This window comes from Micromonospora sp. NPDC047738, assembly GCF_040642675.1.
In the GTDB taxonomy this organism is placed as follows: domain Bacteria; phylum Actinomycetota; class Actinomycetes; order Mycobacteriales; family Micromonosporaceae; genus Micromonospora.
Genome location: NZ_JBEYSO010000004.1, coordinates 118,546 through 144,940 on the forward strand (window position 1 = coordinate 118,546; position 26,395 = coordinate 144,940).

The window sequence follows — 26,395 nt, forward strand, 5'->3', positions numbered from 1 at the left end:
CATGGTGACGCACCGGGGCAGGTGGACGCTGCGGGACCGCGCCGAGAGCATCATGCGCGCCCTTCCGGTCACCGTGGCCCCGGGCACCGCCGCGCTCACCGTACGCCTCGACCACCCCCGCGACGCGGGCGTGCTGGACCTCGGCTGCCTCGGGCCGGCCGGCTTCCGCGGCTGGTCGGGCGGCGCCCGCGACGGCTGGACCATCACCGCCGACTGGGCCACCCCCGGCTATCTGCCCGGGGAGCTGGAGCCCGGCGAATGGCAGGTGCTGCTCCGGCTGCACCGCATCCCGCCCGACGGGCTGCCCTACGAGGTCACCGCCACCACCAGCACCCGCTCCCCATCCCCGCCGGCCGCGCCCGCGCCGCCGCCCCGGCCGGAACGCCCGCCCCGCGCCGCGCTGCCCGAGGTGGACGGGCGGCGGTGGCTCGCCGGTGACCTGCACGCGCACACCGTGCACAGCGACGGCGCGTACACCGTCGACGAACTGGCCGCCCTCGCCACCGCGCGGGGCCTGGACTTCCTCGCCGTCACCGACCACAACACCGTCAGCCACCACCCCTGGCTACCCGCCGCCTCGGCCCGCTACGGCATCACGCTCGTGCCGGGGCAGGAGGTGACCACCGACCGGGGGCACGCCAACGTCTTCGGCCCGGTCGGCTGGGTCGACTTTCGGCAGCCGCCGGACGAGTGGCTGGCCACCGCGGAGCGGGCCGGCGGGCTGATGTCGGTCAACCACCCGCTCGGCGGCGACTGCGCCTGGCGGCAGCCGCTCACCACCCGGACCCGGCTCGCCGAGGTGTGGCACTCCGGCTGGTGGGACCGCACCTGGGGCGCCCCGCTCGCCTGGGCGCAGGCGTGGCGGCCGGACGTCGTACCCATCGGAGGCAGCGACTTCCATCGGCCCGGCGCGGACGCGCTGCCCGGCGCGCCGACCACCTGGGTGCTCGTCGACGGCGACCCCGCCGACGAGGCGGCCGTCCGCGCCGCGCTGGCCGCCGGCCGCACCGCCGTCTCCGCCGGGCCCGACGCGCCCCGGCTGCTGCGCCTCGGCGACGAACTGCTGGCGCTCGACGCGGACGGCGCGCTGCTCGGCTACCCGGACGGCCGGCACCGGGTCGTCCGCGGCGACCGGTGCCTGCTGCCGGCCGCCGACGGGCTGCACGTCCTGGAATCCCACCGCATGGAGGTGATCGCACTGTGCAGCTGACCGGACGCACCAGAGTGGCCGGAGCCCCGGTCAACTACGGCATCTACCAGGCGACCGACCCGGACGTCGGTCCGGAGGACCTGCTCGCGTCGCTGGCCGCCGACGGCTACACCGGCGTGGACTCCGGGCCGATCGGCTACCTCGGGACCGGCGAGGTGCTCACCCGCCGGCTGGCCGCGGCCGGCGTCGGGCTCGCCGGCGGCTGGGTCGACCTGCGCTTCGCCGACCCGGACGGGTTCACCGCGGACCTGGCCCAGCTCGACGCGGCCCTGGATGTGTTCACCGCCGCGCCGGTCGACGACCCGCGCTTCGCGCCCCGGCCCACCCTGGCCTGCTCCGCCAACCCGGCCCGGATGGCCCGGCCCGGCACCCCGCCGGACCTGGCCTCGGCGCTGCCCGCCGCCGCCTGGCCGGGCTTCGCCGCCCGGGTGCAGCAGGCCGTCGACCGGTGCCGGGACCGCGGTTTGGAGCCGGTGTTCCACTACCATCTGGGCACCGACGTGGAAACCGAGGCGGAGGCCGACCGGCTGCTGGAACTGACCGACGTGGCGATCTGCCTCGACACCGGGCACCTGACCCTGGCCGGCGGCGACCCGGTCGCGGCGGTCCACCGCTGGGCCGGCCGGACCGGCCAGGTACACCTCAAGGACGCCGACCTGGCCGCGCACCGCCGGGTCCGCGACGCCGGCGGCGGCCTGGCCGAGGTGGTCGCCGCGGGCGGGTTCTGCGCCCTGGGCGCCGGCGACGTCGACCTCGCCGGGGTGCTGCGCGGGCTGGACGAGACCGGCTACACCGGCTGGCTGGTGATCGAGCAGGACGCGCCCGAGCGGGGCCGGAACCTGGACCGGATCCGCGCCGACCAGCGGGCCAACCTGCGCTCGTTGGCGGAGGTGCGGCGATGACCGAACCGGGCAAGCGGATCCGGATCGCGGTGGCCGGGCTGGGCGTCATCGCCCGTACGGTGCACCTGCCCCTGCTACAGCGCCGCGCCGACCTGTTCGACGTCATCGCGCTCAGCGACCTGTCCCCCGCGCGGCTGGCCGAACTCGGCGACCGGTACGGCGTCGAACCGGCCCGAAGGTATGCGGACGCGGCCGACCTGCTGGACGGCGGCGGCTGCGACGCGGTGCTGCTGGCGACCTCCGGGTCGCACGGCGAACTCGCCGCCGCGGCGCTGGACCGGGGACTGCCCGTGCTCTGCGAGAAGCCGCTCGCCTACGCCCTCGCCGAAACTGACCGGCTGACCGGGGCGGCGCTGATGGTGGGCTACATGAAGCAGTACGACCCGGCGGTGGCCGAGGCCGTCCGTCTGCTGGACGGGATCGGCGGTGCGGCGGCGGTGCACGCGGTCGAGGTGACCGTTCTGCACGCCGCCGGGGAGCAGCAGCTCGCCTTCGCCCACCTGCCCCCGCCACCGCGGGACGTGCCGGCCGCGGCGGAGGCGCGGCTGCGGGAGGCCGACGCGCGGCTGCTCGACGCCGCGGTGGGCGGGGACGCCGGGGCGCGCACCCTCTACCAGATCCTGATCAACAGCATCTCGCACGACCTGTCCCTGCTGCGGTTGTTCACCGGGCCGCCGGCCACGGTGGACCACGTGGCGACCTGGCCGCTGACGCCCGACGGGCCGGCCGAGCCGTCGGTGGAGATCTCCGGCCGGCTGCCCGCCGGCGGCCGGTACGGCATCCGGTGGCTCAACCTGCCAGACTGCCCGGCCTACCGGGAGACGGTCACCCTGCACCACGCCCGGGGCACCCTGGAGCTGGTCTTCCCGTCGCCGTACCTGCTCAACGCACCGACCACGCTGACCGCGGTGGACCGGCACTCCGGCGGCGAGCGGCGAGCGCAGTTCCGGTCGGTGACCGAGGCGTTCGAGCAGGAACTGGTCGCCTTCCACGCGATGGTGACCGGGGGTACGCGCCCGCTGACCGGCGTCGCCGGGGGCGCGGCCGACCTACGCACCAGCCAACAGGTGGTACGCCGCTACGGCGAGCTGACCGGGGCAGCGATCGGCGGAGAGGCGGCGAGCTGATGGACAAGCCGACCGAGATCATCGTGGTGCCGCACACCCACTGGGACCGGGAGTGGTACGAGCCGTTCCAGCGATTCCGGCTGCGGCTGGTGGCGCTGCTCGACGACGTGTTCGAGCGGATGGCGACCGACGAACGCCAGCGGTTCACCCTGGACGGCCAACTCGCCGCGGTCGACGACTACCTGGAGGTACGCCCGGAGCGCCGGGAGCAGGTGATCGCGCTGGTCCGGGCGGGCCGACTGGCCGTCGGGCCGTGGCAGATCCTGCTCGACGAGTTCCTCTGCTCTGGGGAGAACATCGTCCGCAACCTGGAGCGCGGACTGGCCCGCAGCGGGGCGCTGGGCGGGGCCATGCCGGTCGGCTACCTGCCCGACATGTTCGGGCACATCGCGCAGATGCCACAGCTGCTCGCCGGCGCCGGGCTGGCCCACGCCTGCGTGTTCCGGGGCGTACCGGACCGGGTCCGGTCGCACGCGTTCGCCTGGCAGGCCCCGGACGGCACCACGATCCGCACCGAGTACCTGCCTGGCGGCTACGGCAACGCCGCCGGGCTGATGGACGACCCGCGGCTGGTCACCCGCCGGGCCACCGACCTGGCCGAGCGGCTGCGCGGCTGGCGGTCCACCGGCGACGACACGCCGATCCTGGCGATGTACGGCACCGACCACGCCGCGCCGGCCCCGGACGCCCCGGACCGGCTGGCCGCCGCAGCCGTCGACGGGGTGCGACTGCGGCTCGGCACCCTCGCCGAGTACTTCGCCACCCAGCCGACCACGGTGGACGGGCTGCCCACGGTGGCCGGCGAACTGCGTTCGCACGCCCGGGCCAACATCCTGCCCGGCGTGATCTCGGTACGCGCCCACCTCAAGCAGGCGATGGGCCGGGCCGAGCGGCGCGTCGAGCGGTACGCCGAACCGCTCGCCGCGCTTTACCACGACCCGTCCGTGCAGCGGTTCCTGGACATGGCCTGGACCCGGCTGATCGACGCGAGCTGCCACGACTCGGTGACCGGCTGCGGCTGCGACGAGACCGCCGAGCAGGTGGCGGCCCGGCTCGCCGAGGCGGACCAGCTCGGGCGGGCGGTCTGCGACCTGGTGGGGGCGCGCCTGGCCGGCGCGGTGCCCCGCGACGGGTACCTGCTGTTCAACCCGACCCCGGCGGCCCGGACGGCGCTGGTCCGGCTGGACGTCGAGGTCCCGGCGGACGGGCCGGTCGGGCTGGCCGGCGCGGACGGCAGGGTCGCGCCGGCCCAGGTCCTCGACCAGGCACGGACGCTGCTCGCCGACGACGTGGTGCCGGCCGCCGACCTGCCCGCGATCCTCACCCGGGTGCACGGCACCGAGCTGTACGGACAGGAGATCACCGCCTGGTCGGTGTCCCCCGCCGACGCCACCCTGACCTTCCAGGTGGCCCGGCACGGTGACCCCGCCTTCGACGTCGAGGACGTCCGGCTCGCGCTGGCCGCGGCCACCGGCCCGGACCGGTGGTGGGTACGCATCGTCGCCGCCCCGCGGATGACCGTCGCCGCGCTGGTGGACGTCCCCGCGCTGGGACACGCCGCGGTCCGCCCGGTCGCCCTGCCGCCGGGCACCCGGGCCGCCGCAGCGGTCCCGGCGGGCTCGGCGCCGGATGGCAGCACGCCGGTCACGGTGGCCGGCCAGACGGTCGACAACGGTCTGCTGCGGGTGGAGGTCGCCGAGGACGGCACGCTGCGACTGTCCACCCCGGACGGACTGAGCGTCAACGGGGTCGGCCGGCTCGTCGACGGCGGCGACGTGGGCGACAGCTACAACTACGCCCCACCCGCCGCCGACGAACTGGTCGACAAGCCCCGGGCGGTGCGTACCGTCGTCGTGCACGACGGCCCGGTGGTCGCCGTGCTCGACGTGATCCGGGAGTACCGGTGGCCGGTCGGCGCGGACGTGGACGCCGGCTCGCGCCGGGTGGAGCGGGAGACGGTCACGGTGACCACCCGCGTGGAGGTCCGCGCCGGCGAGCCGTTCGCCCGGCTGCGGCTCGCCTTCGACAACCGTTGCGACGACCACCGGGTCCGGCTGCACCTGCCGCTGCCGACGCCGGCCCGCACCTCGTACGCCGAAGGCCAGTTCGCGGTCGTCGAGCGTGGGTTGACCGCCGAGGGCGGCGGCGGCGAGGTCCCGCTGCCAACCTTCCCCGCCTCCGGGTTCGTCGCGGCCGGGGGTGCGGACGGCTCGCTCGCGGTGCTGCTGACCCAGCCCACCGAGTACGAGCTGACCGAGTCCGGCCGGGAGTTGGCGATCACCGTGCTGCGGGCGATCGGGATGCTGTCCCGCAACCGGCACGCGCTACGGGACGAACCTGCCGGCCCGCAGCTGCCCACGCCGCAGGCCCAGTGCCGGGGCGAGCGCAGCGTCGAGCTGGCGGTGCTGCCGTTCCGGGGCGACTGGGACTCCGCCCGGGTGCCGGCGGCGGCCGAGGCGTACCGGCACGAACTGCTGGCGTTCCCGGGCGCCGGTGACCCGTCGGCCGGACTGCCGGCGCCGGTGACCGGGCTGACGGTCGACGGGGACGGCGTCACGCTGACCAGCGTCCGGGACCGGGACGGCCGGGTCGAGCTGCGGGTGGTGGCGACCCGCGACACCGCCGCCGTCATCGGAGCCGGCCGCCGCGTACGCGGCGCGTGGCGGGCCGACCTGCGCGGCCGGCCGGGCGAGGCCCTGCCGGTCGACGGGGAGGGCCTCGTCCGACTGCCGCTGCGGGCGTGGGAGATCGCCACCGTCCAACTGGACCTGGCGAGCTGAGGCGAGGGCCGGGCGCGCCCGGCCCTCAGGCCGTCGGCGTGATCGCCCGTAGCCAGGCCTGGGCGATCAGGGCGTGGCCGAACGGGGTCGGGTGCACGCCGTCGCGGGTCCACACCCGGTCGTCGACGTCGGCGGCCTGGAACAGCTCGTCCACGGCGACCAGCGTCGCGTCGAACTCGGCGGCGAGGCGGCGGACCACGTCGACCTTCGGGTCGAGGTCCTCCCGCCAGGTGCGCTGGGCGTCGTCGAGCGGGATGACGAAGGGCTCGACGAGGATGATGCGGGCGCCCAGCCGGCGGGTCTCCTGGAGGATGTGCCGGTAGTCGCGGGCGAACTCGGCGACGCTGGTCGGGTCGTCCCGGTCGTACCGCCGCCAGGTGTCGTTGACCCCGATCAGCACCGACACCACCTGCGGGGCGAGGGCCAGGCAGTCGGTCTCCCAGCGGACGCGCAGGTCGCGTACCCGGTCGCCGCTGATCCCCCGGTTGCGGAAGCTGACCCGGTGCCCGGGGTGCCGGGCGGTGAACCAGGCCGCGGCCATCATCGCGTACCCGGTGCCGAGGTCCTCACCGCAGGACCGGTCCCGTCCGGCGTCGGTGATGCTGTCGCCGATGAAGAGCACCCGCCCGTTGGGCGGCACCGCCACCGTCATCCACCCGTCTCCTCCCGCTCGACGATCCGCCCATGATCATGCCGCAGCCGTACGACGGCTGACTTCCGGCCGAGACGGGAGGGAAAATCCACCATCCGGCTGTTGCGTTCCGGCCCTCGAACCCGATCAAGCATTCGTGGCAGCGCGGCGGGGCGGGCGGGAAAATCCCCCTAAGTTGACCTTGACCGTTGCAATCGACACACAAACGGTGGTTGACTGCTGCACCATGCCAGAGCCGACGACCACGGACAGGCCGGTAATTTCGTGAGAAGCGCCGACATCACCCCAGTGTCCACAGTTGGTCGACGCCGGGTCACCTGGCGACAACGAGCGGCGCGCTGGTTGGATCCGACCGTCGCGCAGTGGGACGTCGCACCACAGGAGACGCCCGAGCCGCCCCCACCGCCCCCGGACGAACCGCCACCCAGTCCCTGGCCGGCGATCTGCGAGCAGTTCGCGATGCGGATCATGGCGTCGGCGTACCAGATGGGCTCCCACCTGGAGGCGATGGAGACCGACGAGCAGGACCCCGACCGGCTGGAGCGGCTCTACCGGATCGACCACGCGAACACCCGGATCCGGCGGCACGCGGAGAACCTCCAGGTCCTGCTGGGCCGCCGGGTCGAGGACGCCAACCCGCAGACCGTCCCCCTGGTCGACGTCGTCCGGGCGGCCAGCTCGGCGGTCGAGCACTACCCCCGCATCCGGATGGGTCACGTGCTGGACCTGGCGGTGGTCGAGTTCGCCGCCGACGACGTGATCCGCGTGCTCACCGAACTGCTGGACAACGCCACCCGGTTCTCCCCGCCCACCTCCCCGGTGATCGTGTCGGCGTTCATCACCGAGGACGGCAGCGTCCTGCTGCGCATCGAGGACGCCGGGGTGGGCCTCCACCCCGATCATGTCGCCCAGCTCAACGCGTTGCTCGGCGGCCGGCCGCTCAGCCCGGCCACCCTCGACCCCGCGGCCCACCTCGGGCTCGCCGTCGTCGCCCACCTGGCCGGCAGCCACCGGCTGCGGGTCACCCTGACGAACCGGCCCTCGGGCGGGACCACCGCGACCGTGCTGGTCCCCGGCGCACTGCTCTGCGAGATCCCCACCCCGGCGGGCCCGGACCCCGCCACCCCGTCGCCGGTCTGGCCGCCCCCGCCCGGACCGGTACCCGGCCAGGCCGGCGTGCCCATCCCCCCGCCGCCGGCCTGGCCACCCCCGCCTGCCGGACGCGGCACCGAAGCCTGGAGTACGCCGATGGCCACGCCCCCGGACAGCACCCACGCGCCGACCGTGCGCCTGGCCACGCTGGGTGGCCAGGCCGCCGAACCGCAGCCGTCCGGCGGCCTGCCCCGGCGGGTACCGGCGAGCGTCCGGGACGACCCCGCGGCGGCGCCCCCGCCCCCGGCCGACCCCGGCGCCGGATCCCCACCCGAGGCGTGGCCGGACGAGACGGCGGCCTTCGCCGCCGGCGTCAGCGACGCCCGAACCACCAGCGACGAAGGACAGCAGCGATGACCCACGCACACCGCCGCACCGGCCCGGCGGCCACCGGCCAGGGGCTGCCCGACTGCGCCTGGCTGATCCGTCAGTTCGCCGAGGACGTACCCGGGGTCACCCACGCGATGCTGGTGTCCCTGGACGGCCTCCAGCTCGCCGCCTCTCGCAGCGTCAACCGCGACCTCGGGGATCAGCTCTCCGCGCTGGCCGCGGGCCTGCTGAGCATGGCCGACCGCAGCGCGTCCCTGCTGGACCTCGGCGCCTCCGAGTACCTGACCGTCCGGCTGCCCCGCGGGCACCTGCTGTTCATGCGGGTCGGTGAATCGGCGGGCCTGGCGGTCGCCGCCGCCCCCGGCTGCGACCTGCGGGTCGTCTCCTACCGGATGACCCAGTTCGTCAGCGCGGTGTGGCACGCCCTCACCCCACAGGTCCGCCACGAGTTGCACCGCATGACCGCCAGTCAGCCCGGCTGACCGGGGCGAAGGAGATCATGTCGATGACCTACTGGAAGGTGCGGCCGTACGTGCTGACCGCCGGGCGGACCCGCACCCGGCAGCCGCTGCTGGTGCACACCCTGGTGTCGGTGCCGCACTACGACGCCGTCTTCGCCTCCGCGCTGCTGCCCGAGGCCCGGACGCTGTACGAGCATGCCCGGCGGGCGGCCCGCTCCGTGGCCGAACTCTCGGCGGTCTGCGGGATGTCGCTGGGGGTGACCCGGGTGGTTGTCGACGACCTGGCTGCCACCGACCGGCTGCTGATCCACACCGACCACCACAACGTCGACTTCCGCCTCCTGGAGAGACTGCGCGATGGCCTCCGCAAGCTTGCCTGACGCCCCCCTGCTGACCTCGGCGAAGATCGTCATCGCCGGCGGCTTCGGGGTCGGCAAGACCACCTGCGTCGCGTCCATCTCGGAGATTCCGCCGATCAACACCGAGGCGTGGATGACCGCGGCCAGCGAGACCGTCGACCGGATGGACCCGGGGATCGACAAGAAGACCACGACGGTGGCGATGGACTTCGGCCGGCTGACCATCGGCCCCGACCTGGTGCTGTACCTGTTCGGTACGCCGGGCCAGCCCCGGTTCTGGCCGATGTGGGACGACCTGTGCCGGGGCGCGGTCGGCGCGCTGGTGCTCGCCGACACCCGGAACCTGGCCGCCGCGTTCCCGGCGGTCAACTACTTCGAGCAGGACAGCGACCTGCCGTTCGTGGTCTGCGTGAACCTCTTCGACGGGGTGCTGCACCACCCGCTCGAGGAGGCACGGGAGGCGCTCGCGCTGCCCGCGGGCGTACCGCTGACCGCCTGTGACGCCCGTGACCCGTCGTCGGTGGCGCGGGCGCTGCTGACGGTCGTGGAACACACCATGTCCCGCACCGCCCGGCCCACCGCGGGCACGCTCACCGGCCGGTAGCTCAACCTGGAGGAACGATGCGCAAAATCCTGATCGTCGGGGCCGGACAGTCCGGGCTCCAGCTCGCCCTGAGCCTGCTCGCCGAGGGCTACGACGTGACCGTCATGTCCGCCCGTACGCCGGACGAGATCCGCCGCGGCTGGGTGATGAGCACCCAGGCGATGTTCGGCACCGCGCTGGCCACCGAACGCCGGTACGGGCTGGACCTGTGGCAGGACCTGGCCCCCCGGATCGAGGGGCTGCAGGTCTCGCTGTCCGCCCCGCCCGGCGAGCGGGCGCTGCGGATCCCGTGCCCGATCGACGAACCGGCGCAGAGCACCGACCAGCGGATCAAGATGGCCGCCTGGCTGGAGCTGTTCGAGCAGCGCGGCGGAACCGTGCTCTACCAGACGGTGACCACCGCCGACCTGGACGGGCTGACCCGGCTCGGCCGTTACGACCTGACCGTCGTGGCCGCCGGCAAGGGCGACCTGGTGGCCGTCTTCGACCGGGACCCGCAGCGCTCGGTCTACGACACGCCGCAGCGGGGGCTGGCCGTGGCGTACGTGCACGGGATGGCCCCGGACCCGCTGCTGCCGACGCCGCACGTCGGCTTCAACGCCGTTCCGGGGCTGGGTGAGCTGTTCGTCATCCCGGCGCTGACCCACTCCGGCCCCTGCGAGATCCTCTTCTGGGAGGCGGTGCCCGGCGGCCCGCTGGACCTGTGGACCGAGCGGCGCGACCCGGCCGAGCACCTCAAGCTCACCCTCGACCTGACCCGCCGCTACACCCCGTGGGTCTACGAGCGGTGCAGCGACGTGGAGCTGACCGACGGCCGGGCCACCCTCTCCGGCCGGTACACCCCGACGGTCCGCCGCCCGGTCGCCGAACTGCCCTCGGGTGGGCTCGTGCTCGGTATGGCCGACGTGGTGGTCGCCAACGACCCGATCACCGGTCAGGGCAGCAACACCGCGGCCAAGTGCGCGTACTCGTACCTGGGGTCGATCATGGAGCGCGGCGACCGGCCGTTCGACCGGGAGTGGATGACGCAGACCTTCGAACGGTTCTGGACGGCCGCCGGCGAGGCGGTCACCGGCTGGACCAACGCGATGCTGCAACCGTTGCCGCCGCACGTGCAGCAGATCCTGGGCGCCGCCGCGGGGAACCCGGTGGTCGCCCGCCGCTTCGCCAACGGCTTCAGCGACCCGAACGACTTCCGGGACTGGTTCATGACGCCGGACGCCGCCGAGCGTTACCTGGCCAGCGTCCCCGGCTGACCGGGCGGGCCGGCATCCACCCATCCCCGATGGATCCGGGCTGCGGGGCCGATCAGCACCGGCTCCCGCCGCCGGCGTCGCCTGGCCGCCGCCTTGGCGGCGTCGGCGCGGCCTGCGGCGGCGCCGCGACCAGGGCTGACTGCGGGCGACGACAGCCCCGGTTCCGCCAGAGATCCCGGCCCGCCCGGTCCCAAGGGCCCTCCTGGCGGGCGAGACCGGGTGGGCCGGAAAGGCGAGGCTGGCCTGTAGATCTTGACGACTTCGCGTCGGTGCGGATGGATAGGGCCTACTCAACTGAAGGCCAGCGCTGCCCTGGCTTTCCCGGAGAGAGGATCCCCATGACAATCCCACGCCTGCGCGGCGCCGCGCTGGCCACGGTCGCCCTGGTGGCTGCCGGGTCGGCGGTGGCACCGGACGCGGCCGGCGCGGCACCCGGCAACCCCGGTGCCCCGCGCTACTCTGCCGGTGCGGCGAGCGTCCACGACCCGTACTTCCCTGACCAGGGCAACGGCGGGTACGACGTCCAGCACTACGACCTCAACTTCGCCTACGACCCGGCGACCCGGTTCATGGACGCCACCGCCACGATCACCGCGGTCGCCACCCAGGACCTCGACCGATTCAACCTCGACTTCCGCGGTCCGGACGTCACCTCGGTGACGGTCAACGGGCACGCGCACGAGTTCACCCGCGAGGGCCAGGAGCTGATCGTCACCCCGCGCCCGAAGCTCAAGGCCGGGCAGACGTTCACCGTGGTGGTGAAGTACGCCGGCGTACCGGGCCCGATCACCGACCCGGACGGGTCGATCGAGGGCTGGGTGCCGACCGACGACGGCGTCTTCGTGGCCGGGGAGCCGCAGGGCGCGCCGGCATGGCTGCCCACCAACGACCACCCGACCGACAAGGCCACCTTCCGCTTCACCGCGAAGGTGCCGGAGGGCCTCACCGCCGTCGGCAACGGCCAGCTCCTCTCCCAGGAGACCAAGGACGGCTGGACCACCTTCGTCTGGGACTCGACCGAGCCGATGGCCACCTACCTGGCGACCATCACCATCGGCAACTTCGTGGTCACCGAGTCGACCACGCCGAGCGGCATCCCGGTGTACGTCGCGGTCGACCCGCGCCTGGTCGCCGGCTCGGCCCCCGCGGTGGCGCAGATCCCCAAGATGATCGACTTCTTCGCCTCGAAGTTCGGCCCGTACCCGTTCGCCTCGACCGGGGCGATCATCGACCGGGCCCCGAACGTGGGCTACGCCCTGGAGACCCAGACCAAGCCGATCTTCTCCAGCACGGCGAGCGTCGGCACCATGGCCCACGAGCTGGCCCACCAGTGGTACGGCGACAGCGTCTCCCCGGAGCGCTGGTCGGACATCTGGCTCAACGAGGGCTTCGCCACCTACGCGCAGTGGATGTACACCGAGTACAACGGCGGCGCGTCGGTGAGCCAGACCTTCAACAGCAGCAGCAACTACGGGCGGGCCGCCTCGTCGTCGTTCTGGCAGACCGTCCTCGCCGACCCGGGCCCCGTGGACATGTTCAGCAGCATCCCGTACAACCGGGGTGCGATGACCCTGCACGCGCTGCGCGGCAAGGTCGGCGACGACACCTTCTTCCGCATCCTGCGCGAGTGGGCGGCGAGCAACCGCTACAGCCACGCCACCACGGCCGACTTCATCGCGCTGGCCGAGAAGGAGTCCGGGCAGGATCTCGACGCCTTCTTCGACGTGTGGCTCTACCAGAAAGGCAAGCCCACCAGCTGGTGACGCCGGCGGGCCCCGCGACCGGTCGGTCGCGGGGCCCAGCCCGCCCCGGGCGCTGACCGTCGGCCGCGACGACGAGGGCCGGCACGGCGAACGCGGTGGGCCGGGGTGCCGGATCGGCCCCGCCGCGGTCCCCGGTCTGCCACCGTTGACGGCAGAGTCCGCGCGGGTCGGGGGTGACAGGGTGACTGAGCAGCAGCCGCCCGTCGAGCCCAACGCCGCTGGTCAGCCCGCTGGTTCCTGGTTGACCCGGAACCTGAAGGTCCTGTCCGGGGTGTCGCTGCTGCAGGACGCCGCGTCGGAGCTGCTGTACCCGATCCTGCCGATCTTCCTGACCACTGTGCTGGGGGCGCCCGCTGCCGTGGTGGGCGCGGTGGAGGGTATCGCCGAGGGCACGGCCGCGTTGAGCAAGGTCGTCAGCGGCCGGGTCGCCGACCGGTTCCGGGCTCGCCCGATGATCGGCCTCGGGTACGGGCTCGCCGCGCTCGGCAAGGTCGCCATCGCCGCCGCCACCGTCTGGCCGATCGTCCTCGCCGGTCGCAGCGTCGACCGGTTGGGCAAGGGCATCAGGGGCGCACCCCGGGACGCGTTGATCGCGACCGGTGTGCCGGAGACCGCAAAAGGGCGGGCCTTCGGTTTCCACCGGGCGATGGACACCGCCGGCGCGGTGATCGGACCGCTCATCGGTCTCGCCGGCTACGAACTGCTGCACCACCACATCCGGCCGCTGCTCGTCATCGCCGTGGTGCCCGCGGTGGCCAGCGCCATCCTCGTCGTCGCGGTCCGCGAGCCACCCCGCCGCCGCCACCGCACCGCCGGCTGGCACCCGCGGCACCTGCCCAGCCGCTACTGGCGGGTGGTCGGCGTACTGGCGCTGTTCAGCCTGGTCAACTTTCCCGACGCACTCCTGCTCCTCCGCCTGCACGAGATCGGTTTCTCCGTCCCCGCGGTCATCGGCGCCTACGTCACCTACAACGCGGTCTACGCCGTGCTCAGCTACCCGGCCGGGGTCGTCGCCGATCGGCTGTCACCCCGCACGGTCTTCGGCGCCGGCCTGATTCTCTTCGCCCTCGCCTACACCGGGCTCGGTCTGACCCACTCCCACACCGCCGCGTGGGTGCTCCTGGCCGCCTACGGCGGATTCACCGCCTTCACCGACGGCGTCGGGAAAGCCTGGATCTCCGGACTCCTGGCCCGTCACGAACAGGGCACCGGCCAGGGCCTGTTCCAGGGACTGAGCGGCCTGGCGATCCTGGTCGCCGGCCTCTGGGCCGGATTCGCCTGGGGTCACGACGGCACCCTCCCCCTCCTGGTCTCCGGAATCGCCGCCGCCGTCCTCGCCGGCTGGCTCCTCACCGGCCCCATCCGACATCTCGGCAACCTGAGGTTGCGCCGGAGGTAGGGGGAGAGATGCCGACCGCTGCCGCCCACCGTGCCCCGGCCACCGACCGCTACTGCTCCTTGAGGCGGCGGTTGACCTCCTCGGCGACCCGCCGGTTCAGGTCGGCCAACTGCTCGTCGGTGTACCTGGTCAGGTCGCCCGGGTCCGTGCCGCCGTTCGCCGCCTGCTCCTGCTGCTTCTGCTGCTCCCGGCGTTGCAACTCCTGCTCCTCCGGTGAGCCGGGGGCGGCGTACGCGCAGCGGACCAGGGTGCCGTCGGCGTTCTTCAGGCAGGTCGCCTCCCGGCCGTTGATCTGGCCCCGGCCCTCCACCCGGTACCGGATGCTCTGCTCACTGCCGAGCGTGGCGGTCCACGTGCTGCCGCCGGTCGGCACCACCTCGAACACCTGGTCGTCGTTCCAGCAGCAGACATCCCGGTACTCCGACTTGATCAGGGCGACGATCGCCTGCGGCGACGACCAGGTCGGGCTGAGCCGGTGCACGGTCAGCGGAGCGAGACGACCGCCGGGGTGCCGGGTCGGGACCGTCGACACCGCCACCACCGAACTGGCCTCGCCCTGCGGGGTGAGCGGGGTGACGTACGCGCTGCGCCCACTGCCGTCGCGGTAGCGCAGGGCGAACTCCGACTCGTTGCCGTCGTTGGCGCCGTCCTCGGAGGCGTCCCAGCCGCTGCGCTCGAACCACCAGTCGGCGAAACCGCCGACGGCGGCGGTGCCCTCCCGCTGGCGGGCGGCCAGGCTGATCGGATAAGACGGTCCGGGCACCTTCGTCGAGTCGTCGGTGATCGTGACCTTCCCGGTCTGGCCGTCGTACAGCGCCACACCGGCCGGCCGTTCGGTCACCACCAGGATTCCGGTCTGTCGCTTCAGCGGCACCACCACGACGGGGGTCTCCCCCTGGCAGTAGACGTACGCGTCGTCGGCGGAGAACCGGACCCAGCGCCGCTCGGCGGAGATCTTCCGGGCCAGGTTGTGGGTGAACCAGCCGCCGATCCGCGCATCGGCGGTCGACGCGTCGAACCGGCACCGCTGCTGCGCCCGGCTGTTGCCGCCGAGCGGCACCTCCTGCACCAGGCCGACCTCGTAGCCGGTCAACCAGCCGCGCCGCTCGACCAGGACGCCGAACCGGTCGGAGTCGGGCAGGTAGCTGATGTCGGTGATCTCGCCGGTGACGTCGCCCAGGTTGGGCGCGGCCTGCGCCTTGCCGACCAGGTACGGCGCGCGTGCGGTCAACTCCGGGACCGGATCGGTCACCACCCGCATGGTGGTCACGTACCCCCGGTCCTGGAGGTATTCGCCGTAGACCAGCCAGCACACCCCCAGGGCCAGTCCGACGGCGGCGCCCAGCCAGCCGAGGACGATCCCGCCGGTTGCGGCGAACCTGGTCTTGCGCCCGCCGAGCCGGTGGGTGAGCAGTCGCAGCAGGGCCGGCGCCCCGGCGAGCAGGGCCACCAGGGCTGGCGCGATCAGCCAGGGCACGAGTTTGCGCAGCTCCCACACGAGAATGGTGGTGGCGTACGAGGCGTACCAGCCGACGGCGCCCAGCAGCAGAACCGGCAGACCCACCCGCAGCGCTCGACCCATCGACACCCTCCTCCAGAAGACGGGCCTCAACCCTATTTCGAACGGTCAATGCGAACAGGCGCACGGCAAGTAGCTCAGGCACCCTCCCCCTCCTGGTCTCCGGAATCGCCGCCGCCGTCCTCGCCGGCTGGCTCCTGACCGGCCCCGTCCGACACCGCGTCAATCTGCGCCCGGCGGGTGGCGGCCGGACCTGACCCGGTGCTGCCACGATCCGCTACGGCGTCAGCCGCCGCAGCAACCAGGCCGGCTCCGGGTTCACCACCGCCTCGCCACGCACCACGACCGTCGGGACCGTCTCGTCCCCGCCGGTGACCGCCCGGACCGCCGCGGCGCCGGCCGGGTCACGCCAGATGTTCACCCAGTACGCCCCGCCGGCCCGGGGGCCGAGCCGGAGCCGCAGCCGCAGGCAGTACCGGCAGCCGGGCCGCCAGTAGACGACCGGCCGGCCGTCCCGGGCGCTGCGCTGCTGCGCCTGCCCGGCCGGCAGCGACCGCGGGAAGACCAGCGGGGAGAACAGGGCCGCCAGCACCAGGAAGATCAGGAACTGGGCCACCGCGAGCCCGGGCGTGTCCTGGGTGACCGCGACGAGCACCCCGCACGCCAGCATCACGCTGGCCATCCACCAACTCCGCAGCACGCCGCGGAATGCTACCCGGGCACCGCCGGTCGCCCCTCGCGCCCCGATCCCGGCGGGGCGGAACTCTCAGGCCGTCGCGTCAGCCAGGAGTTCGAGCAGGTGGCGGTACGGTTGCCCGGTCGCCCGGGCCATCCCGATCTCACAGGTCCGGTTGACCGAGGCGTACCCGTCGAAGGGCCGGGCGGACACGGCCGCCGCCTCCTCGCGGGTGGCCGCGGCGGTCAGCTCCGGGTGCAGCAGCCCGCGGTCCCCGGCGAAGCCGCAGCACTGCCAGCCGTCCGGAACCACGACCTCGTCGGCGATCGCCCGGGCCACGGTGAGCAGCGCCTCGTCCAGCCCCAGCCGGGTCGACGAGCAGGTCGGGTGCAAGGCGAGGGCGCCGAGCCGGCGCCGTACGGTGAGCCGGGGCAGCAGCTCCGTGGCGGCGTACGCGACGGCGTCGACCACTCGCAGCGGGCCGGCGTCGGCGAGCAGCTTGGCGAAGCCCTCGGTGCAGGAGGCCGCGTCGCTGGCCACGGGCAGCGCCCCGTCGCGGCTGGCCGCCCGCAGCGCCGGCGGCACCCGGTCGTGGACGCGCTGGTAGCCGGCGGTGAGGCCCTTGGACGACCAGGGTGTGCCACAGCACATGGCGGCCACCCCGTCCGGCACGAGCAGGCGCACCCCGGCCCGCTCGGCCAGGGTGAGCACGGCGGCGGCGACACCCGGCCCGCCCTCGGCGGGTGCGAAGAGCGTGCCCAGGCAGGACGGGACGAAGACCGCGTCCGGCTCGTCGACCGGGCGCGGCCGGCGGACCTCGCCACCGCGGGGCAGGTCGCGTCGCCACTGCGGGACCCGGTCGGCGCCGAGCACGGCGCGGGCGGCGCGGGTGGCCGCCTCGGGGAGCGCGGGCGGCAGCGCGCCGGCCAGGTCCAGGCCGCGGGCCATGCCCCGGGTGGCCGCGCCCCACCGGTCGGCCGCCCCGCGCCAACCGGCCTGCGCCACGCTGCCGGTGCGGTCGCTGCGCAGCCGTTTCACCAGGTCGCCGGTGTTGATGAGGACCGGGCAGGCGGTCGCGCACATGCCGTCGACCGCGCAGGTGTCGACCGCGTCGTAGTCGTAGGCGTCCGCCAGCTCCCGGGCCAGCGCGAGGTCGCCGTCGGCGCGGGCGGCGGCGATCTCCCGGCGCAGCACGATCCGCTGTCGTGGGGTGGTGGTCAGGTCGCGGCTGGGGCAGACCGGCTCGCAGTAGCCGCACTCGACGCAGCGGTCCACCTCGGGTTCGACCGTGGGCACGGTCTTCAGGTGCCGCAGGTGGACGTCGGGGTCGTCGCTGAGCAGCACCCCCGGGTTGAGCACCCCGTCGGGGTCGCAGAGCGTCTTCACCTCGCGCATCACCGCGTACAACTCGTCGCCGAACTGGCGCCGCACGTACGGGGCCATCACCCGGCCGGTGCCGTGTTCGGCCTTGAGCGTGCCGCCGTGGCCGAGGACCAGATCCACCATCTCCTCGGTGAAGTCGGCGTACCGGGCCGGGGCCTCGCCGTGCGCGAACCGCTCGTTGAGCATGAAATGCAGGTTGCCGTCCTTGGCGTGGCCGAAGATCACGCTCTCGGAGTACCGGTGCCGGTCGAAGAGGTCGGCGAGCGCGGCGCAGGTGTCGGCGAGCGCCGCCACCGGGACGGCGATGTCCTCCAACAGGGCGGTGGTGCCCGAGGGGCGGGCGCCGGCGACGGCCGCGTACAGGCCCTTGCGGATGTGCCAGAGCGCGGCGCGGGCGGCCGCCTCGCCGCTGAGCCGGGCCGGGGTGGTCAGCGGCAGCTCGGCCAGCACCGGTCCGGCCGCCGCCACCCGCTCGGCGAGGGCGTCCGGGTCGGACTCCTGCCACTCGACCAGCAGCGCCGCGTGGTCGCGGACCGCGAGGCCGCGCAGCGCGGCGTCCGCCTTCGGGTCGCGCTGGGCGACCCGAAGCGCGGCGGCGTCGAGCAGCTCGATCGCCGCCGGCCCGGCGGCCACCAGCGCCGGCATCGCCGCCATCGCGGCGGCCAGGGTGTCGAAGACCAGCAGGCCGGTCGCGGCGTGCCGGTGCGCCGGTACCGTGCGGAAGGTGGCCGCCGCGACGAACGCGAGGGTGCCCTCGCTGCCGACCACCAGGCGGGTGAGCAGATCCGCGGGTGAGTCGTGGTCGAGGAAGGCGTTCACCCCGTATCCCATGGTGTTCTTCATGGCGTACTGGGCGCGGATGCGGCGCACCGAGTCGGGGTTGTCGCGGACCCGGTCGCGCAGCCGCAGCAGGCCGGCGTGCAGCTCCGGCTCGATGGCCCGGAGCCGGGCGTCGGCGTCGGGGGCGCCGGTGTCCAGCACCGTGCCGCTGGGCAGCACCAGCAGCAGCGACTCCAGCGTCCGGTAGGTGTTGAACTCGGTGCCGCAGGTCATCCCGCTGGAGTTGTTGGCGACCACACCGCCGACCGTGCAGGCGGACTCGCTGGCCGGGTCCGGCCCGAGCCGCCGGCCGTACGGGGCGAGCCGGTTGTTCACCTGCCGCAGGACCACCCCGGGCTGTACCCGGACCCGGCGGCCGTCGTCGAGCACCGCCAGCCCGCGGAAGTGCCGGCGGGTGTCGACGAGGAGCTGGTCGCTGACCGCCTGCCCGCTGAGGCTGGTGCCGCCGGAGCGGAAGGTCAGCGGCGTGCCGGTCTGCCGGCTGTGTCGCAGCAGCGCGGCGATCTGGTCGGCGTCGGTCGGGGTGACCACCGCGCGAGGGTGCAGCAGGTAGTGGGAGGCGTCGTGGGCCAGCCGGAGCCGGTCGGCGGCCCGGGTCCGCACCCCGCCGGGGACCGCCGCCTCCAGCCCGGCCAGCAGCGTCCCAGTCATCTCCGGCGTCATCGCCCACCTCCCCGGTTCCACCCTAACCAGCGGTGATCCGGCGGCGATCGACCCCTTGCAATTTGCATCGACATGGATGGATACTCGCGGCTGAAGCGTTCGCCGAGGTCAACCCCGACGCGCTCCCCGGCGACGTCCCCGGGCGCCGACGCAACCGGCGGCCAGCACCCTCCTAGGAGGAGACCGTGAGAATCCGCCGACTCACCCCACTGCTCGCCGCGGCCGTCGGTCTGGTGGCCGCCGGCGCGTTCACCGTGCCGGGCGCCGCCTCCGCCGCCCCGCAGACCTACACCGCCGACCAGCTCGCCCGGGTCGAGGCCGCCGTCGGCGCCTCCGGAGTGGAGGGCATCGCCTGGCATGTGGACAAGGCGTCCGGCCGGGTCGTGGTGACCGCCGACGAGAGCGTCTCCGCCGCCGAACTCGCCACGGTCAAGAAGAGCGCCGGCGCCCAGGCGGGCGCGATCCGGGTCGACCGGGCCCGGGGCACCTTCCGCCCGCTGCTGTCGGCCGGCAACGCCATCTACGGCGGCGGCTACCGTTGCTCGCTCGGCTTCAACGTGGTCAAGGGGAGCACCTACTACTTCCTCACCGCCGGGCACTGCGGCAACGTGGCCAACACCTGGTACACCAACTCGAGCCAGACCACACTCATCGGCGCGACCGTCGGCTCCAGCTTCCCGGGCAACGACTACGCCCTGGTCCGCTACGACAACACGTCGCTGACCCACCCGGGCGGCTACACGGCCGCGAACGCGTTCGTCGGTGAGGCGGTCAAGCGCACCGGCTCGACCACCGGCACGCACAGCGGCACGGTGACCGCCCTGAACGTCACGGTCCGCTACGTCGGCAGCGGCACCGTGAAGGGCATGATCCAGACCACCGTCTGCGCCGAGCCGGGCGACTCCGGCGGCCCGCTCTACGACGGCACCAAGGCGCTGGGCATCACCTCCGGCGGCAGCGGTGACTGCCGGTCCGGCGGCACCACCTTCTACCAGCCCGTCCCGGAGGCGGCCAGCGCCTACGGCGTGACCGTCTACTGACAACCGCCCGACAATGGCCTTCCCGGCTGCCGCACGCCGGGAAGGCCATTGTTGATCGATTACCGGAGCATCTCTCTGCTTCGGACTGCCTGCTCGGACCGGAGCGGCAGGTAAATTCCCTGTGCTCTGACGATCTGCTGGCCCTGTTCGCTGAGGATCAGGCGGAGGAGCTCTGCGAAGATTGCGTTCACCGGTCGCTGCGGGTCACGGTTGAAGTTCAGATAGATCAGCCGGCTCAGCGGGTATTCTGCAGTGGCGACATTCTCATAGGTCGGCGCGTATACCGGACTGTTGTTGTGATCGGACAGGGCCAGCATCTTCACCGGCTGATCCACGTACGCCAAACCGGTGTAGCCAAGGGCGTACCTGTCGTTGGCGATGTGCTCGGCAACCTTGAAGACGGTGCTCTCCCAGGTGACGTCCGGATCCTTCGGGACACCCGGGGCGGCAACGCCGGAACGCCATTCACCGCGGTTACCGTTGTAGTTCAGCACCCGCTGGCGGGTGAATTCCTCGAAGCCGTTCCATGGCGAAATGCCATAGATGTGGATCGGCTTGTCGGCCCACTCGCCGGTGAGCCCCAGATCGCCCCAGGTCCGGATCGGCGCACCGCCGCGGTGACGCGTGGTCGACAGGATGGCGTCGAGCTGGTCGAATGACAGCCTTCCGATCGGATTTTCCTTGTGCACCGCAAAGCCGATGGCGTCCAGAAATCCATAATGCCGGTAGCTGCCACCTGAAATCGGCACGCTGAACGGGTCGTAGCCGAAGGCCTCACGGAAGCCGGAGACATCCGTGGGCTTGAGTTCCCGGGACACGAAGACGCAGTCCAGATTGCCCTCGATCAACTCTAGGGCGCCCAGGCTGCCGGCGTAGGGCGGGTCGACCGAGATGTTGACCTTCGGGTAGTACTCCTTCAGCTTGGCGATCCACGCCTTCGCCAGGCCAGGCAGGACGTCAGACGAGGCGCATTTCAAATCACCCCTGAGTTCGTTGCGCTGGTACGCGGGCTGAAAGGTGGGTAGGGCGGGGTCAAGGGACGGCTGAAGCAACTCCGGTTGCGGGAGGGCGCGGCCATGCTCCCGCCCCCTCGCCTTCTCCTCCTCGGTGAGTGGGATGTTCGTCGGCAGATGCGGAACGCCCCAGGAGACCAGCCCTGCCGAGGAGTCGGTACCAGTCGCCTGCACGATGGTTGCGCCACTGACTGCGAGGACGGAGACCAGACCGAGGACGCTCACGCCCCGTGAGAGTCTGTTCATGATGGGATCTCAACTCACTTTCCGGAGAAATCTGACACAGCTTGCCTCGGATTCCGCGAGGAACCGACACCATTGGCCAGTCGACCAATGGTCGGCCACCTGGCGAGTGCGATGCCTCGCCAGGACGGAACAACAGCTCCGGCAATTAAGATCCTGGGCGATCACCCCGTTTCCATGCGACGGTCGGTCGATGTCCACCGTTCACTCGGCCGGCGCAATCATGACGGGGCGGGGCCGAATGGACAATCATGTCCATTGTGTTTCATAGATGTTATGGATGACCTTGACCGCAGACTCTATGCATGCATGCCGACACCGCGCATCCCTTGTGTAATTTATGGCCATAGATTTCGTAGCGGTTGCTGTCGGGGCGCGTCGAGCACCCGCATTGACGGTCTGCGAGCCCGTAGGCCGGTCAACGTCCACGCGCTGACCGCCGTAGGTGTCAACGCCAGCGGCCAACGAGAGGCCCGCAGTCGGCGGTCAACCCGGCGAGCGTTGGTGGACGGCGCACTAGCGCCCGCCCGTCGGCCCCGGCAAGCGACCGTCGGGTCCCCGTCGGCGGAAAGACCTGAGTAGACGTTCAACCGCCCCAGACGGGTCGGGGCGCCCGTCGTCGGACCCATGGTTGTGGGGGATACAGCACGCCCAGCTGTCGTTCCGCGCCGGCAAGGGCTTCGAGCTGGTCGACCGCAGCGCCGACGGGCCGAACCTCAGCTACGCCGAGGGCAGCAAGCCGTACGCCGACCTCGGTGTGCGGGAGCTGCGCGCGAGCGCCCTGCGCGGGCGCGGCGGCCTGTCGCTGACCGGCGAGGGCAACCTCGCGGTCCGGGCCAGCGGCGGGGTCACCGTGTTCAGGGACGGCACCGGCAACGGGGACCTGACCGTCCAGGGCAACGCGTGGGTGAACGGGAACCTCACCCTGCCCAACTGGAGCTGGATCAACGGCGGCACCCGGCTGCACATCGGCGGTCCGGAACGCCTGCACCTGCTCAACGCCGCCGGCGTGTACGTCGGCTTCGGTGGGGTCGCCGGCAACGACAGCGGCTGCCTCTGGGTGGAGAACCGCAGCTCCTTCGGCGGCGACATGCGGGTGACCGGCAAGATGGTGGTCGGTCCGGCGACGCCCAAGCAGTTCGCCATCGACCACCCGCTGGACCCGCCGGACGCCACCGAGCGCCGCCAGCTCATCCACGCCGCGCTCGAAGGACCGGAGAACGGCGTCTACTACCGCGGCGAGGGCCGGCCCACCGACGGCGCGGCCACGGTCGAGCTGCCCGCGTACTTCGAGGCGCTGACCCGCGCCGAGGGCCGGACCGTCCACCTCACCCCGGTCTTCGACGACGACGAGCTGGTCTGCCCGCTCGCCGCCGGCCGAGTCCGCGACGGCAGGTTCCGGGTCCGCACCGTCGACGGCTCGCCCGCCACGCACGCCTTCTACTGGAGGTGAAGGCGGTCCGCGCCGACCTGGAGCCGCTGGCCGTGGAGGTGCCCGCATAAGCCCACCGGCTGGTGCGGCCTGGGCGGCGACGGGGGCAGGCCGTGTCGGCGAGCGGCGCGGGCGGCCCGACCAAACCGGTGGGCCGCCCCGCCGATCGGGCCCGCACACCACCGCCCGGCGGAGCCCGGGGCTCCCCCGATCACCGGCCGCCGCCCCGCCGGTCGGCGGCCACGCTGCTCGATCGGCGCGGATCGGCCGCCGCTCGGGTCGCCGCATCGCCGAAAGCCGACTCATGCCTTGCCGCGTTGACCTGGGCTTTCGACAGTGGACACAGCCCTCGCCCGGCCAGCCCCGACGGCCCGCGGCGCAGCGGCGACCCGCCGGCGTGGACGCCGCCCGCGCCGGCCCTAACGGAAAGCGGAGGCACAGAAATGGACAGCGTCACGGTCGATCCGGAATACCAGGTGACCGTCTTCGAGGAGGACGACAACCCGGAGTCCCTGATCGGCGACGAGGTCGACTACGACCTGGCCATGGACGAGGAGCACTGACGTGGGCGCTCATCTGGCACCCACCCTGCGGGTGCTGCGCGAGGAGATCAACACCCGGTGGCCGCACCGCGACCGCAGCTCCGACGGCTGGATCGGCGACGCCGCCCACCAGGCGCGCAGCTCGGACCACAACCCTGACGGTGACGACCGCTCGGTCAACGCCATCGACGTGGACGTCGACGGCATCGACCCGCTGCTCGTGGTCCGCCACTGCATCACCCACCCGTCCTGCCAGTACGTGATCTACAACCGGGTGATCTGGAGCCGCGTGCGTAGCTTCGCCCCGGCGCGCTACACCGGCACCAATCCCCACAACAAACACCTGCACGTCAGCGTCAGCCACCAACGTGCGCTGGAGGACAGCCAGCGGCCGTGGGGCATCGCCACCGCGGCGGTGACCCGGCTCGGCGACCGGGTGCTGCGCGCCGGGTGCCAGGGCAGCGACGTACGGGAGTTGCAGACGCTGGCCAACCGGCTCGCCGCCCGACTCACGGTCGACGGGGCGTTCGGCGCCCGGACCACCGCCTGGGTCCGCAGCTTCCAACGGGCCCGGTCGCTCACGGTGGACGGTCTCGTCGGTCCGGCCACCCTCGCCGCCCTGCGCAAGGCCACCGCGCCGCCCCCGCCGCAGCCCGGGCGCGCGCCCGGCTCCCGCACCGTGCGGCGGGGCAGCACCGGCGACGACGTCGCCTTCGTCAAGCGGTTCGTCGGCACCCGCCGGTGCGGCCCGCCGGGCGTCGACTTCGACGAGCGCACCGACGCGGGTGTCCGCTGGTACCAGCGGATGCGCGGGCTCACCGACGACGGCATTGTCGGCCGGCTCACTTGGGCGCAGATGGGCGTCCGGGTCACCTACTGAACAGGCTTCACCTGGGTGCGGGACTGATCCGCGGATCCCGGCCGCCCCGGCACCGCGCCCGGGCGGCCGGCTCGGCGCCCGCCCCGAGTTCGGGCCGGGAGCTGCGCTCAGCCGTTCTTGCGGCCCACCGCGCAGTATTCGGAGGTGGGGGTGGTGTCGTTGCCGTCCGGACGCCACCGGGAACAGGTGACCAGACCGGGTTCGAGGAGTTCGAGCCCGGCGAAGTACCGCCCGATCGCCGCCGGGGTCCGGACGGCCATCTTGGCGGAGCCGCCGTCGTTCCACATCGCGAGCGCCCGGTCGACCGCCTCCCCGTTGACCTCGCGGGTCGGGTGCGACAGCACCAGGTAGCTGCCGGCCGGCACGGCGTCCACCAGCCGCCGGACGATGCGGATCGCCTCCTCGTCGTCGACGATGAAGTTGACGATGCCGAGCAGCATGATGGCGACCGGCTGGTCGAAGTCCAGCGTCCGGCGGGCCTCGGCCAGGATCAGCTCCGGGTCGCGCAGGTCCGCCTCGATGTAGTCGGTGGCGCCCTCGGGGCTGCTGGTCAGCAGGGCGCGGGCGTGCACCAGCACCATCGGGTCGTTGTCGACGTAGACGATGCGCGACTCCGGTGCGGTGGCCTGGGCGACCTCGTGGGTGTTGTTGGCCGTCGGCAGGCCGGTGCCGATGTCGAGGAACTGCCGGACACCGGCCTCACCGGCGAGGTGGCGGACCGCGCGGCCGAGGAACTCCCGGTTGAACCGGGCCGACTGGACGAGCTCCGGCAGGAACGTGAGGACCTGCTCGGCGGCCTGCCGGTCGGCCGCGAAGTTGTCCTTGCCGCCGAGGAGGTAGTTCCACAGGCGGGCCGAGTGCGGGACGCTGGTGTCCAGCGCGTCGGCGCGGGCCGGGGCGGTAAGCGGCTTCTCGGTCACCGACGCTCCTTTGTGTCTGCTGGTCGCGGACAGCGTAGGTGCCACAGGGGACCGGCGGCAACGTCGGATGGTCGCGGTGACCGGTGGGCGCCGCCGGGTCAGCTCTGCCGCAGGGCCGGCATCGGCACCGGGACGGCCAACGCCGTCGCCCCAGCGCTGGCGCCGCGCTCGCAGGTGTTCGGCGGCACCGTGCCGATCCCCCGGGTGGCGGGGCGTTCCGCCGCCCAGAACATGAAGCCGAGCATGCCCGGGGTGGCGCCGGCGCCGTGCGGGGCGACGCTCTGTACATACGGGGCGGCGGCGCGCTGCACCGAGGTGGCGTAGTCGACGCACTCGGGCAGCGGCTTGCCGCCGTAGGCGAGGTAGACGCCGCCGGTGAACTTGGCCGGGGCCAGCGGCGGCACGGGTGGGCTGTACTGCGGCTTCCCGTCGACGTGCTCCTGCCAACTCGCCTGCGAGGTGCTGGCGGAGGCGGGCCGGGCCGGCACCATGGCGTTGGCGTAGTCGAGGACCGGGGTGTCGGTGCGCAGCCAGTCGGCGGTGGCCTTGCGGTTCAGTTCGATCAACCACCGGTCGCCGGCCGCCACGTCGATGGTGAGCCGGGCCTCGGGCCGGGCGCCGCTGGCGTCGTACGGGTGGACCGCCCGGTAGGCGTCGATGAAGGACTGGAGGCCGGCGAGGTTGGGGCCGCTGTTCTGCTCGTAGTCGATCTCGATGCCGACGCCGAGACGGGCGGCGACCGCGGCGGCCCGCTGGCCGAGCAGGGTGGGGTTCTCGGCGAGGGCGGCGTTCCAGTCGTCGGTGTAGGTGATCCCGCCGACGGAGAGCATCACCCGCACGCCGTGGGCGGTGAACCAGCCGACGATCTCGGGGGTCATGCCGCGCGGCACGCCGTCGAGGGTGGTGGCGTCGGTGCTCTGGTGCAACAGGTCGAGCGGGTTGACGAAGCTGAGCACCACCAGGTTGACCGACGGTCGGCCGTCGCCCCGGTCGATCAGCCAGTGGTTCTGGCTGTCGAACTCGGCCACGGTGCGGGCCGTGCCCCAGGTGCAGTAGTCGTTGCCGCAGTGCCAGGCGCCGTAGACCTGGATCGGGGTGGCCGCGGCGGGTGCGGGCGCCGGCCGGGGTGGCGGCGCGGCGGTTGCGGGGGTGGCGGTGGCGAGCGCGAGCAGGAGCGTGGCCAGCGGTACCGAGCGTCGCATACGGCCTCCCCGACTCAGCGGTACACCTTGTTTACAATAGGGAGTCG

21 protein-coding genes are annotated in these 26,395 nt (G+C 73.2%); 14 read left to right on the forward strand and 7 right to left on the reverse strand.

Features of this window, described 5'->3' with window-relative positions:
* Position 1 precedes the first annotated feature (1 nt).
* The 4 genes from ABZ783_RS08790 to ABZ783_RS08805 are packed head-to-tail and all read left to right on the forward strand — an operon-like array spanning position 2 to position 6,019.
* On the forward strand, positions 2-1,210 hold the full coding sequence (locus tag ABZ783_RS08790) for a CehA/McbA family metallohydrolase (protein WP_357435502.1): 1,209 nt from the start codon (positions 2-4) through the stop codon (positions 1,208-1,210).
* Positions 1,201-2,112 (forward strand): sugar phosphate isomerase/epimerase, encoded by a 912-nt coding sequence (locus ABZ783_RS08795; RefSeq protein WP_357435504.1) that lies wholly within the window; start codon positions 1,201-1,203, stop codon positions 2,110-2,112. The genes ABZ783_RS08790 and ABZ783_RS08795 overlap by 10 nt, the downstream gene beginning before the upstream one ends.
* Entirely contained in the window at positions 2,109-3,239 is a 1,131-nt protein-coding gene (locus ABZ783_RS08800) for a Gfo/Idh/MocA family oxidoreductase (protein ID WP_357435506.1), read from the forward strand. The genes ABZ783_RS08795 and ABZ783_RS08800 overlap by 4 nt, the downstream gene beginning before the upstream one ends.
* Entirely contained in the window at positions 3,239-6,019 is a 2,781-nt protein-coding gene (locus ABZ783_RS08805) for a hypothetical protein (RefSeq protein WP_357435508.1), read from the forward strand. Before ABZ783_RS08800 ends, ABZ783_RS08805 begins: the two co-directional genes overlap by 1 nt.
* Before the next feature lie 25 nt (positions 6,020-6,044).
* On the opposite strand, the gene ABZ783_RS08810 is transcribed toward ABZ783_RS08805, so the two are convergent.
* Entirely contained in the window at positions 6,045-6,671 is a 627-nt protein-coding gene (locus ABZ783_RS08810; RefSeq protein ID WP_357435510.1) for an SGNH/GDSL hydrolase family protein, read from the reverse strand.
* Positions 6,672-7,013: 342 nt separating this feature from the next.
* Here ABZ783_RS08810 and ABZ783_RS08815 point away from each other — a divergent pair, with 342 nt between their 5' ends.
* From ABZ783_RS08815 to ABZ783_RS08845, 7 genes are all read left to right on the forward strand, one after another.
* Positions 7,014-8,180 (forward strand): ATP-binding protein, encoded by a 1,167-nt coding sequence (locus tag ABZ783_RS08815; RefSeq protein ID WP_357435512.1) that lies wholly within the window; start codon positions 7,014-7,016, stop codon positions 8,178-8,180.
* Positions 8,177-8,635 (forward strand): roadblock/LC7 domain-containing protein, encoded by a 459-nt coding sequence (locus tag ABZ783_RS08820; protein ID WP_357435514.1) that lies wholly within the window; start codon positions 8,177-8,179, stop codon positions 8,633-8,635. The genes ABZ783_RS08815 and ABZ783_RS08820 overlap by 4 nt, the downstream gene beginning before the upstream one ends.
* A 23-nt stretch (positions 8,636-8,658) precedes the next feature.
* The gene (locus ABZ783_RS08825) at positions 8,659-8,994 is read left to right on the forward strand and encodes a DUF742 domain-containing protein (protein WP_198940564.1); all 336 of its coding nucleotides are present in this window, start codon (positions 8,659-8,661) and stop codon (positions 8,992-8,994) included.
* Positions 8,972-9,577 carry an ATP/GTP-binding protein gene (locus ABZ783_RS08830; protein ID WP_357435516.1) on the forward strand — a complete coding sequence of 202 codons (606 nt, stop codon included), beginning with the start codon at positions 8,972-8,974 and terminating at the stop codon, positions 9,575-9,577. The genes ABZ783_RS08825 and ABZ783_RS08830 overlap by 23 nt, the downstream gene beginning before the upstream one ends.
* 17 nt (positions 9,578-9,594) lie before the next feature.
* Positions 9,595-10,833 carry a styrene monooxygenase/indole monooxygenase family protein gene (locus tag ABZ783_RS08835; RefSeq protein ID WP_357435517.1) on the forward strand — a complete coding sequence of 413 codons (1,239 nt, stop codon included), beginning with the start codon at positions 9,595-9,597 and terminating at the stop codon, positions 10,831-10,833.
* Between the two features lie 338 nt (positions 10,834-11,171).
* The gene (locus ABZ783_RS08840; protein WP_357435518.1) at positions 11,172-12,596 is read left to right on the forward strand and encodes a M1 family metallopeptidase; all 1,425 of its coding nucleotides are present in this window, start codon (positions 11,172-11,174) and stop codon (positions 12,594-12,596) included.
* Between the two features lie 181 nt (positions 12,597-12,777).
* Positions 12,778-13,995 (forward strand): MFS transporter, encoded by a 1,218-nt coding sequence (locus ABZ783_RS08845; protein ID WP_357435519.1) that lies wholly within the window; start codon positions 12,778-12,780, stop codon positions 13,993-13,995.
* 49 nt (positions 13,996-14,044) lie between these two features.
* Here the strand turns inward: ABZ783_RS08845 and ABZ783_RS08850 are convergent, their stop codons facing one another.
* The 3 genes from ABZ783_RS08850 to ABZ783_RS08860 form a co-directional block, all read right to left on the reverse strand.
* Positions 14,045-15,577, reverse strand: coding sequence for a hypothetical protein (locus tag ABZ783_RS08850; protein ID WP_357435520.1), 1,533 nt, complete (start codon positions 15,575-15,577; stop codon positions 14,045-14,047).
* 214 nt (positions 15,578-15,791) lie between these two features.
* Positions 15,792-16,196, reverse strand: coding sequence for a glutaredoxin domain-containing protein (locus ABZ783_RS08855; protein WP_357435521.1), 405 nt, complete (start codon positions 16,194-16,196; stop codon positions 15,792-15,794).
* A gap of 84 nt (positions 16,197-16,280) precedes the next feature.
* Positions 16,281-19,076 carry an FAD-binding and (Fe-S)-binding domain-containing protein gene (locus tag ABZ783_RS08860; RefSeq protein ID WP_357435523.1) on the reverse strand — a complete coding sequence of 932 codons (2,796 nt, stop codon included), beginning with the start codon at positions 19,074-19,076 and terminating at the stop codon, positions 16,281-16,283.
* A gap of 185 nt (positions 19,077-19,261) precedes the next feature.
* Between ABZ783_RS08860 and ABZ783_RS08865 the strand changes: the two genes are divergently transcribed.
* Positions 19,262-20,116 carry a S1 family peptidase gene (locus tag ABZ783_RS08865; protein WP_357435524.1) on the forward strand — a complete coding sequence of 285 codons (855 nt, stop codon included), beginning with the start codon at positions 19,262-19,264 and terminating at the stop codon, positions 20,114-20,116.
* Positions 20,117-20,175: 59 nt separating this feature from the next.
* Here the strand turns inward: ABZ783_RS08865 and ABZ783_RS08870 are convergent, their stop codons facing one another.
* Entirely contained in the window at positions 20,176-21,354 is a 1,179-nt protein-coding gene (locus ABZ783_RS08870) for a substrate-binding domain-containing protein (protein WP_357435526.1), read from the reverse strand.
* Between the two features lie 649 nt (positions 21,355-22,003).
* Between ABZ783_RS08870 and ABZ783_RS08875 the strand changes: the two genes are divergently transcribed.
* Both ABZ783_RS08875 and ABZ783_RS08880 read left to right on the forward strand, forming a co-directional pair.
* Complete coding sequence (locus ABZ783_RS08875) at positions 22,004-22,825, forward strand: hypothetical protein (RefSeq protein WP_357435527.1); 822 nt, start codon at positions 22,004-22,006, stop codon at positions 22,823-22,825.
* 543 nt (positions 22,826-23,368) lie between these two features.
* Positions 23,369-24,226, forward strand: coding sequence for a peptidoglycan-binding protein (locus tag ABZ783_RS08880; RefSeq protein WP_357435529.1), 858 nt, complete (start codon positions 23,369-23,371; stop codon positions 24,224-24,226).
* 107 nt (positions 24,227-24,333) lie between these two features.
* Here ABZ783_RS08880 and ABZ783_RS08885 read toward each other — a convergent pair whose 3' ends face one another.
* Both ABZ783_RS08885 and ABZ783_RS08890 read right to left on the reverse strand, forming a co-directional pair.
* A complete protein-coding gene (locus tag ABZ783_RS08885; RefSeq protein ID WP_357435531.1) occupies positions 24,334-25,146 on the reverse strand; it encodes an SAM-dependent methyltransferase in 813 nt (270 codons plus the stop codon).
* Positions 25,147-25,244: 98 nt separating this feature from the next.
* Positions 25,245-26,348 (reverse strand): hypothetical protein, encoded by a 1,104-nt coding sequence (locus ABZ783_RS08890; protein WP_357435533.1) that lies wholly within the window; start codon positions 26,346-26,348, stop codon positions 25,245-25,247.
* Between the last annotated feature and the right edge of the window lie 47 nt (positions 26,349-26,395).

What these genes read in the sequence shown, in the direction of transcription:
- ABZ783_RS08790 (WP_357435502.1), top strand. Translation starts at nt 2, where the DNA reads ATGGTGACGCACCGGGGCAGGTGGACGCTGCGGGACCGCGCCGAGAGC.
- ABZ783_RS08800 (WP_357435506.1), top strand. Translation starts at nt 2,109, where the DNA reads ATGACCGAACCGGGCAAGCGGATCCGGATCGCGGTGGCCGGGCTGGGC.
- ABZ783_RS08805 (WP_357435508.1), top strand. Translation starts at nt 3,239, where the DNA reads ATGGACAAGCCGACCGAGATCATCGTGGTGCCGCACACCCACTGGGAC.
- ABZ783_RS08810 (WP_357435510.1), bottom strand. Translation starts at nt 6,671, where the DNA reads ATGACGGTGGCGGTGCCGCCCAACGGGCGGGTGCTCTTCATCGGCGAC.
- ABZ783_RS08820 (WP_357435514.1), top strand. Translation starts at nt 8,177, where the DNA reads ATGACCCACGCACACCGCCGCACCGGCCCGGCGGCCACCGGCCAGGGG.
- ABZ783_RS08825 (WP_198940564.1), top strand. Translation starts at nt 8,659, where the DNA reads ATGACCTACTGGAAGGTGCGGCCGTACGTGCTGACCGCCGGGCGGACC.
- ABZ783_RS08830 (WP_357435516.1), top strand. Translation starts at nt 8,972, where the DNA reads ATGGCCTCCGCAAGCTTGCCTGACGCCCCCCTGCTGACCTCGGCGAAG.
- ABZ783_RS08835 (WP_357435517.1), top strand. Translation starts at nt 9,595, where the DNA reads ATGCGCAAAATCCTGATCGTCGGGGCCGGACAGTCCGGGCTCCAGCTC.
- ABZ783_RS08840 (WP_357435518.1), top strand. Translation starts at nt 11,172, where the DNA reads ATGACAATCCCACGCCTGCGCGGCGCCGCGCTGGCCACGGTCGCCCTG.
- ABZ783_RS08850 (WP_357435520.1), bottom strand. Translation starts at nt 15,577, where the DNA reads ATGGGTCGAGCGCTGCGGGTGGGTCTGCCGGTTCTGCTGCTGGGCGCC.
- ABZ783_RS08855 (WP_357435521.1), bottom strand. Translation starts at nt 16,196, where the DNA reads ATGGCCAGCGTGATGCTGGCGTGCGGGGTGCTCGTCGCGGTCACCCAG.
- ABZ783_RS08860 (WP_357435523.1), bottom strand. Translation starts at nt 19,076, where the DNA reads ATGACGCCGGAGATGACTGGGACGCTGCTGGCCGGGCTGGAGGCGGCG.
- ABZ783_RS08890 (WP_357435533.1), bottom strand. Translation starts at nt 26,348, where the DNA reads ATGCGACGCTCGGTACCGCTGGCCACGCTCCTGCTCGCGCTCGCCACC.